The organism is Riemerella anatipestifer (genome assembly GCF_009932355.1).
Classification (GTDB): Bacteria; Bacteroidota; Bacteroidia; order Flavobacteriales; family Weeksellaceae; genus Riemerella; species Riemerella anatipestifer_E.
In genome coordinates this window covers 82,915-89,011 of record NZ_LEKU01000003.1, presented here as the reverse complement: position 1 = coordinate 89,011, position 6,097 = coordinate 82,915, and the positions used below count along the sequence as shown (strand labels likewise).

At 37.9% G+C, this 6,097-nt stretch carries 6 protein-coding genes and 1 pseudogene; 3 read left to right on the top strand and 4 right to left on the bottom strand.

The genetic code is table 11. The annotated features are described in order from the left end of the window. A pseudogene (locus tag GXW81_RS10445) lies at positions 1–111 on the bottom strand (DNA-binding protein); the annotation flags it as partial. A gap of 634 nt (positions 112–745) precedes the next feature. Between GXW81_RS10445 and GXW81_RS00975 the strand changes: the two are divergent. Next, positions 746–1,423 (top strand): TIGR02117 family protein, encoded by a 678-nt coding sequence (locus GXW81_RS00975; RefSeq protein WP_161530810.1) that lies wholly within the window; start codon positions 746–748, stop codon positions 1,421–1,423. A 3-nt stretch (positions 1,424–1,426) separates the two neighbouring features. On the opposite strand, the gene GXW81_RS00970 is transcribed toward GXW81_RS00975, so the two are convergent. From GXW81_RS00970 to GXW81_RS00960, 3 genes are all read right to left on the bottom strand, one after another. Continuing rightward, on the bottom strand, positions 1,427–2,251 hold the full coding sequence (locus tag GXW81_RS00970; protein WP_161530809.1) for a M23 family metallopeptidase: 825 nt from the start codon (positions 2,249–2,251) through the stop codon (positions 1,427–1,429). Between the two features lie 94 nt (positions 2,252–2,345). Further along, on the bottom strand, positions 2,346–2,837 hold the full coding sequence (locus GXW81_RS00965; protein ID WP_161530808.1) for a hypothetical protein: 492 nt from the start codon (positions 2,835–2,837) through the stop codon (positions 2,346–2,348). Between the two features lie 6 nt (positions 2,838–2,843). Then, on the bottom strand, positions 2,844–4,391 hold the full coding sequence (locus tag GXW81_RS00960; protein ID WP_161530807.1) for a reprolysin-like metallopeptidase: 1,548 nt from the start codon (positions 4,389–4,391) through the stop codon (positions 2,844–2,846). Positions 4,392–4,630: 239 nt separating this feature from the next. Here GXW81_RS00960 and GXW81_RS00955 point away from each other — a divergent pair, with 239 nt between their 5' ends. Next, the gene (locus tag GXW81_RS00955; protein ID WP_161530806.1) at positions 4,631–5,326 is read left to right on the top strand and encodes an outer membrane beta-barrel protein; all 696 of its coding nucleotides are present in this window, start codon (positions 4,631–4,633) and stop codon (positions 5,324–5,326) included. 24 nt (positions 5,327–5,350) lie between these two features. Continuing rightward, entirely contained in the window at positions 5,351–6,085 is a 735-nt protein-coding gene (locus GXW81_RS00950) for an outer membrane beta-barrel protein (protein WP_004919669.1), read from the top strand. Positions 6,086–6,097: the final 12 nt, after the last annotated feature.

The following is a 6,097-nucleotide window of genomic DNA, read 5'->3' as shown; positions in this document are numbered from 1 at the left end:
ACCTGCTAAAGTTTTTTCACTGACTACATTGGCAGAAGCGTAGTATTTTTTCTCGCCTCCACCGGCAACTCCTGGTTGCCCTTTCTGAATGACTTTGTACTTGATTGGCATAAAGATTTAGTTTTTAGATGTTAGATATTAGTTGTTAGTTGTTAAATGGTTGGTGGCTATTAGAGGTTGGAGGTTGGTCTTAAGGGCTGATGAGGCTATACTAAGTTTTAATCTCTCATATCTAACCTCTAACCTTAAAAAACGCCTTTCCCCTCTAAACACACACAAAACGAGAGGAAAGGCTAAAGCAGAAAGAAAGCAAAGGCTCCCTTTCTGAACACTAAAAGCACCCAACAAGAACGACCATGTTTTAAGACAAAACAATGGTGCTTTTAGTAAATATTGATTAAAGCTAAAATTAGAATGGTATAAACACGAAAAGCCCCCAACAAAAGTTAGTGGAATAATATTTTGTTTTAACGATAAAAGTCTAAGTAATTTTCTAAATAATCGGACACATACCCACGAAACTACTTGTGTGTGTGTGTGTGTGTGTGTGTGTTTACACAATTATTTGGAACTACCAAATTTTTGTGTAGTTTTTTTGCATTTTTTTGTATGTGATTGATACGGTGTAGCATAAATATGAAGCAAACTTATAACCTTTTGTTAAAGTACACAAGTTTTTAGAGAGAAAATATTTTGATGAATAAAATAAAAGGTTATCTTCGTGTCTTACTTATTCTGATAAAAAATGAAAAAGATATTAGTTTTTCTACTAAAAGCACTAGGTGCTGTGGTGGGTTTTGTGGTGGTGTATGTCTTGTTAGGTCTGCTATTACCGCTGATACTTGTTTCGGAGGAGCGTGTGAGCGAGGCGAAGACCATTCCTATTTACATCTATACCAATGGCGTCCACACCGATTTGGTGATGCCTACCCAGACATCACTCATCAATTGGAGCGAGGTGGTGCCTTACAAAAATACGCGTTCGCAAAACGAAAACTTACCCTATTTAGCAGTAGGTTGGGGAGATAAAGGCTTTTACCTAGATACGCCAGAATGGGCAGACTTAAAGTTTTCTACGGCGTTTAATGCTGCGTTTTGGCTAGGCGAGTCGGCAATGCACTGTACTTACTACACTAAAATGAAAGAAGGCGAAGACTGCAATAAAATAATGCTTACAGAAACGCAATATGCTAACCTTGTTCGCTTTGTAAAGGAAAGTTTCGATACTGATGAAAGTGGCAAGGCGATACTCATAAAAACCGATGCCGTCTATGGCTCTAATGATGCTTTCTACGAAGCGAAGGGGCGTTATAGTTTTATGCACACCTGCAACACTTGGGCAAATAATGGTCTAAAGGCGGCAGGACAAAAAGCAGCGTTATGGACGCCTACAGATTTCGGTATTTTCAGACACTACCGATAGCCTCTAAAGGGTTAAAAATAACTTCGGATTAACGGGAGTACCGTTCTTGTGGACTTCGTAATGCAAGTGCGGTCCAGTGGAGCGTCCTGTATTTCCTGATTTGGCAATAGTTTCTCCTGCTTTTATCTTGTCGTTAGCCTTTACTAGAACTTGCGAGAGGTGTCCGTAGAGCGTGGCTAGTCCGTTGCCGTGTGAGATAATTACGCATTTACCGTAGCCACTTTTCTCTCCTGCAAAAAGTATGGTTCCTGCAGCGGCACTTTTGATGTCTTTGCCAATGCTTACTGCAATGTCTATCCCTTTATGAAATTGCATTTGTTCTGGTTCTTTTGGGGCAGCTTTGGTAGTGGTAGTAGAGTCTGTACTCATTTTAGAGGAAGGTTTTACAGAAGCCAAGACGGTTTTAGGTGGGATAGGATTTTTTCTCTTCCCAAAATTAGAGGATATATAGCCTTCCGTAGGAATGCCCAGTGGCACGGTCTTGAGTTTTTCTTGTAAATCTACCAAGTATTGGCTGTATCTGTTAGCCATTTTGGCAAGATAAACACTATTGTTGAGGCTATCTTGAGCGAGGTTTTCTATGTTAGAATTAACCACTTGCTTAGAAGCTAAGAAACGATGCAAATCTTTTACAGTATTATGTATAAGCCCTAAATCTTGCTTCATTTTGGAGTAATCTACACTGTCCTTTTGGGTGTTGATTTTAACGAGATTAACTTCGTAGGCTTTGTCGTCCTTTTCGGAATAGAGTTTAATTATAAAAAGCGACTGGAGTAGCACTATCAAAAAAAGTCCTCCTAATATATATTTATTATTGATGTTTTTCATTAGTGGAAAATTAAGGTTGCAAATTTAATACAGTTTAACGAGCTTTAGTCCTAATAATTGTGTACTTATGTGTTAAAAAGTGATAAACTTTTGTCTATTCGTTACAACCTTCAGTAATACAATCCCACTGCATAGTGCCAGAACCGAAATCTTTATAAAGCTCCAAACATTGCTTGGTTGTGTTCCATATCAGCATACCTTCTTTGGGGTCTGCTATTTGGTCTCTTTCGTCGGTAGTGAGCCTTGTGATGACGAAAGGTTTGTTATTAGAAACTAGCTTGATGAAACCTCCTTTGGAGCTATTTGTAATTTGGTCGTTGTTGCTAAGAGTAGAGATGACTACTTTGGTAGGTAGAGCCTCTTTGGAAGTATTGGCTGGTTTGTAACATTTGTTTTGGATATTTCCAATTATTGCTGTGGGTGTAAGCGTAAACCCTCCTAATACCGTAGCGTCAGGTTCATTGGAAGTGTAAGGCTGATAATTGATCAGAGCGAAAATAATGCTATTTTTAGGTTTAATTTTGATGATACCCGCAGGGACTTGCCCGCCTCTTATGGGTACTGTTCCTATGGTGTTATTGGGCAAAGTGAGTTAGTATTGACCAGTGTTTGGAACATCATCTGCTAGAAGAGTATAAGTTTTTCCAAAATCATTGGAAATAGAGATGCTGACTTTATCGTATTGAGTAATCATTCTTTCGTCCATTTCCCAAGTAAGCGGAATAGTTTCTCCTCCGTTATAGTTTGGCTGTAGCGAAGAAGTAATTCTAAACGGCTTATAGTTAGGATGTGCTGTAACGGTAATGTTTTTAACATCATACATCGTGATATGAGGTGTGTTAGGGTTAGCCTTTTGGTCGGCTACGGCAACCCAAAAATCCGCAATAGCTCCTATTGAAGGTAAACTAAGCAAATGGAAGCCTTCAACATATTCATTTTTAAACTCTAAAACAGAATTTGAACTCATTTTTCGAGATATGAAAAGAGCTTGTCTTCGAGGTCTTAGTTGCCAAGGTTTTATGTCGGATTGATGCGCTTGATAGAAAAGGCGGTCGCCATCTTGGTCAAAGGCGGTAATATCAAACTCAAAACAGGTATTGAGGGGTATGGTATAAGCAGACTCAAAATGATTGAGGATTACAGGAGGGTTGTTATTGAGGACTTCGCCATAGGGAATGTTAGAAATAGGAGTGGTCTCTCCTGCGATTTTAGTCCTTTCCCTATCGGTGTAATAAGGGGTCTTGGTAAGTTCTTTTTTAATTTGATATATACTGGGAAGTGAAAAGAAATCTCTTGGATTACCATAGCTCATAATGGAAGTTCCTCGCATAGGTTCGGTTTGGATAGAGCCTTCACTGGGCTGAGTAAAGGTGTGGTCTGCACCAAAGAGATGCCCTATTTCGTGGGCAATAGAGGCTAAGAAGGGTTTAGCGGTAGCTCTGGATTTAAGGTAATTTAGATACGCTGCATTTACCATTGCTAATCCGTTGATGCCATGCAAGTTTGAAATTACCACTCCCAAATCATAATTATCACTCCCTATGAGTTGGTTCATAATATTTGTAGAAGAGCGAATTATTGTAGAAGTATTATAGGTCTTATTAGGGTCAAATTGATTGACATTGATGAGTCTATCGTCAAAAATTACCTCAAACTTAACGCCAACATCTCTAAGGTAGAGCTCATTTAGATAGGCTTCCACTCGGCTCCAAAAGGCGTAAACTTTTTCGTTATTGCTATCAAATCCTGTACTGGTGAAAATACTAGGTGTAATGGCTAAAGCTAGTCTATAGGTTCGTAATACATTATCTTTGAAGAGTAGTGTTTCATCAGAGCTGATATTTTGTAATGTTTGGTTTTCTAGATTATTTAGGTCTCTTTTTTTGCGAGATGGCGTCTTGTTTTCTGGTTCTACAGGGCAGTAGTGTTCATCATCGTGTTCTCCTACATTACTACATTCTACATTAGTTCCTTGTATAGAAGCCACCGCTATCAGTTGGTTATTTGTATTGTAACCCAAATAGATGCTAATATCTTTTTTAGAGGGTGTGGTAGAGCTTTTCTTCCAAATTAAAGTTTCTTTAGACTGGGCACAATTATTTAGAGCCTTAATAGTTAAAGAATCTTTTGTCTGTGCCATTATATTATGCAAACCAAAAAATAAAAAAATGAGTAGTAAAATAGTAGGTTTATTCATAGTCATTTTCAAAAAAAGGGGAACAAAGGTACAAAATTTAGTCTCCAATTAAAAACAGAGGATATTTGAAAAGGCTTTTGATAGTGTATTAGAAAGATACTTTTTATGAAAAAAGTTTTCAATTTTATGTTATGTGAAAAATAGTTATATTTGTAAGCTACAGATTTTTATATCAACTTTTTATGAAGAAATATTTACTAGGCTTGGGATTGATACCCGTGTTGTTTCAGTCGCAGTATATGGATAACCTTACTTATGGTATCAAAGTAGGTGGATTACACTCTACCATTACCAATCTTCCAGAGATGATTGTAGGGCGAGACCATAATAAAACATTATTTAGTGTTGATAGTAAAGGAGCTTACGGAGCTGAAGGAGGCTTGTTTGTAAATTATAAATTACCCCATTCCAGGGTAGCTATACAGCCGGAACTTTTATATCGAAAGGCGGGCGATAGAGTGGTGTATCATAACCAGACCACGGGGCAAGAATATACCTTAGATTTCAATTATTCTTATTTGGTATTTGGTGCTTCGCTAAAAGTATATCCTTATGAAGGTGTAAATTTTGGAGTAGGTGGGTTTTATGCCAAAAGTCTAACGCCATCAGCTTTAGAATATACCTCTAACGAAAACGGTGGGCGATACGATACCAATTACAGACAATTTTACAGAGACGGTATTGTAGGGAAAGACGATTTTAATTTGAGTTTTTCTGTGGGGTATGAGTTGAGCCAAGCCTTTCATTTTGAAGCGAGGTATTATTTAGGTGTTGGGGATATGATTTCTAACCGAAGCACCTCTTTTCAGTTTTTGGAGAATACGAACCGAAACTCTGTGATGACGCTTTCTTTGGGGTATAACTTCAGTAATTGGTAGCACTAAATTTAATCAAGAAAAAAGATGAAAAAAATAGGATTAGCAGCTTTATTTTTGGGGTTGACATTTGCAAACGCACAAAACTTAGCGAGAGAAATTACTTATGGGGCTTTTGTAGGAGGCATTTATTCTAAAATGGGGAATATAGAACCTGCCATTATTCCAGAGGGGATTTATCAAGGGTATCAAACGCAGGAAAAGGCAGAGACGAGCGTAATGGCTGGGTTGTTTTTAAATTGGAAATACCCTACGGAACGCATCAGTATTCAGCCAGAACTCTTTTACACGAGACAAAAAACTGACTTTACTTATACCGATGTTAAGGGGCTGAACTACACTATTGCTTTTGGTTATAATAACCTTAATGCAGGTTTTTTGTTTAAGTATTACCTTACGGATAAGCTGTATATAGGAGCAGGACCTTACCTTACCTTAAATTTGGATAAAGACGCTTTGGTTTATACCTCTAACGGCAGTGAGATGTCCACTAAAACAGGTGTTTACTTTGAACCTGATGCGGTGGTACAATCCACATTGAAACAATCGTTTGAAGGGAAAGACTATTTCCATACCGCTTTTGCGTTGGGCTATGAGTTTGAAAATGGTTTAGGCATAGGAGCGAGGTATCAGTTAGGTTTGTCCGATGCTTTGGAAACCCAAGAAAATGGACATCGTTTTAAAAATACCAACAACCGGGTGAACGCCATTTCCTTGCAAATCAGTTATCGATTTAACTTTGATAGTTTTAACAACTTTTAAAACTCAGATTTA

Bases quoted from the DNA above. Each gene is read 5' to 3' on its own strand.
- GXW81_RS00960 (WP_161530807.1), bottom strand. From the start codon at position 4,391: ATGGCACAGACAAAAGATTCTTTAACTATTAAGGCTCTAAATAATTGT.
- GXW81_RS00975 (WP_161530810.1), top strand. From the start codon at position 746: ATGAAAAAGATATTAGTTTTTCTACTAAAAGCACTAGGTGCTGTGGTG.
- GXW81_RS00955 (WP_161530806.1), top strand. From the start codon at position 4,631: ATGAAGAAATATTTACTAGGCTTGGGATTGATACCCGTGTTGTTTCAG.
- GXW81_RS00950 (WP_004919669.1), top strand. From the start codon at position 5,351: ATGAAAAAAATAGGATTAGCAGCTTTATTTTTGGGGTTGACATTTGCA.
- GXW81_RS00970 (WP_161530809.1), bottom strand. From the start codon at position 2,251: ATGAAAAACATCAATAATAAATATATATTAGGAGGACTTTTTTTGATA.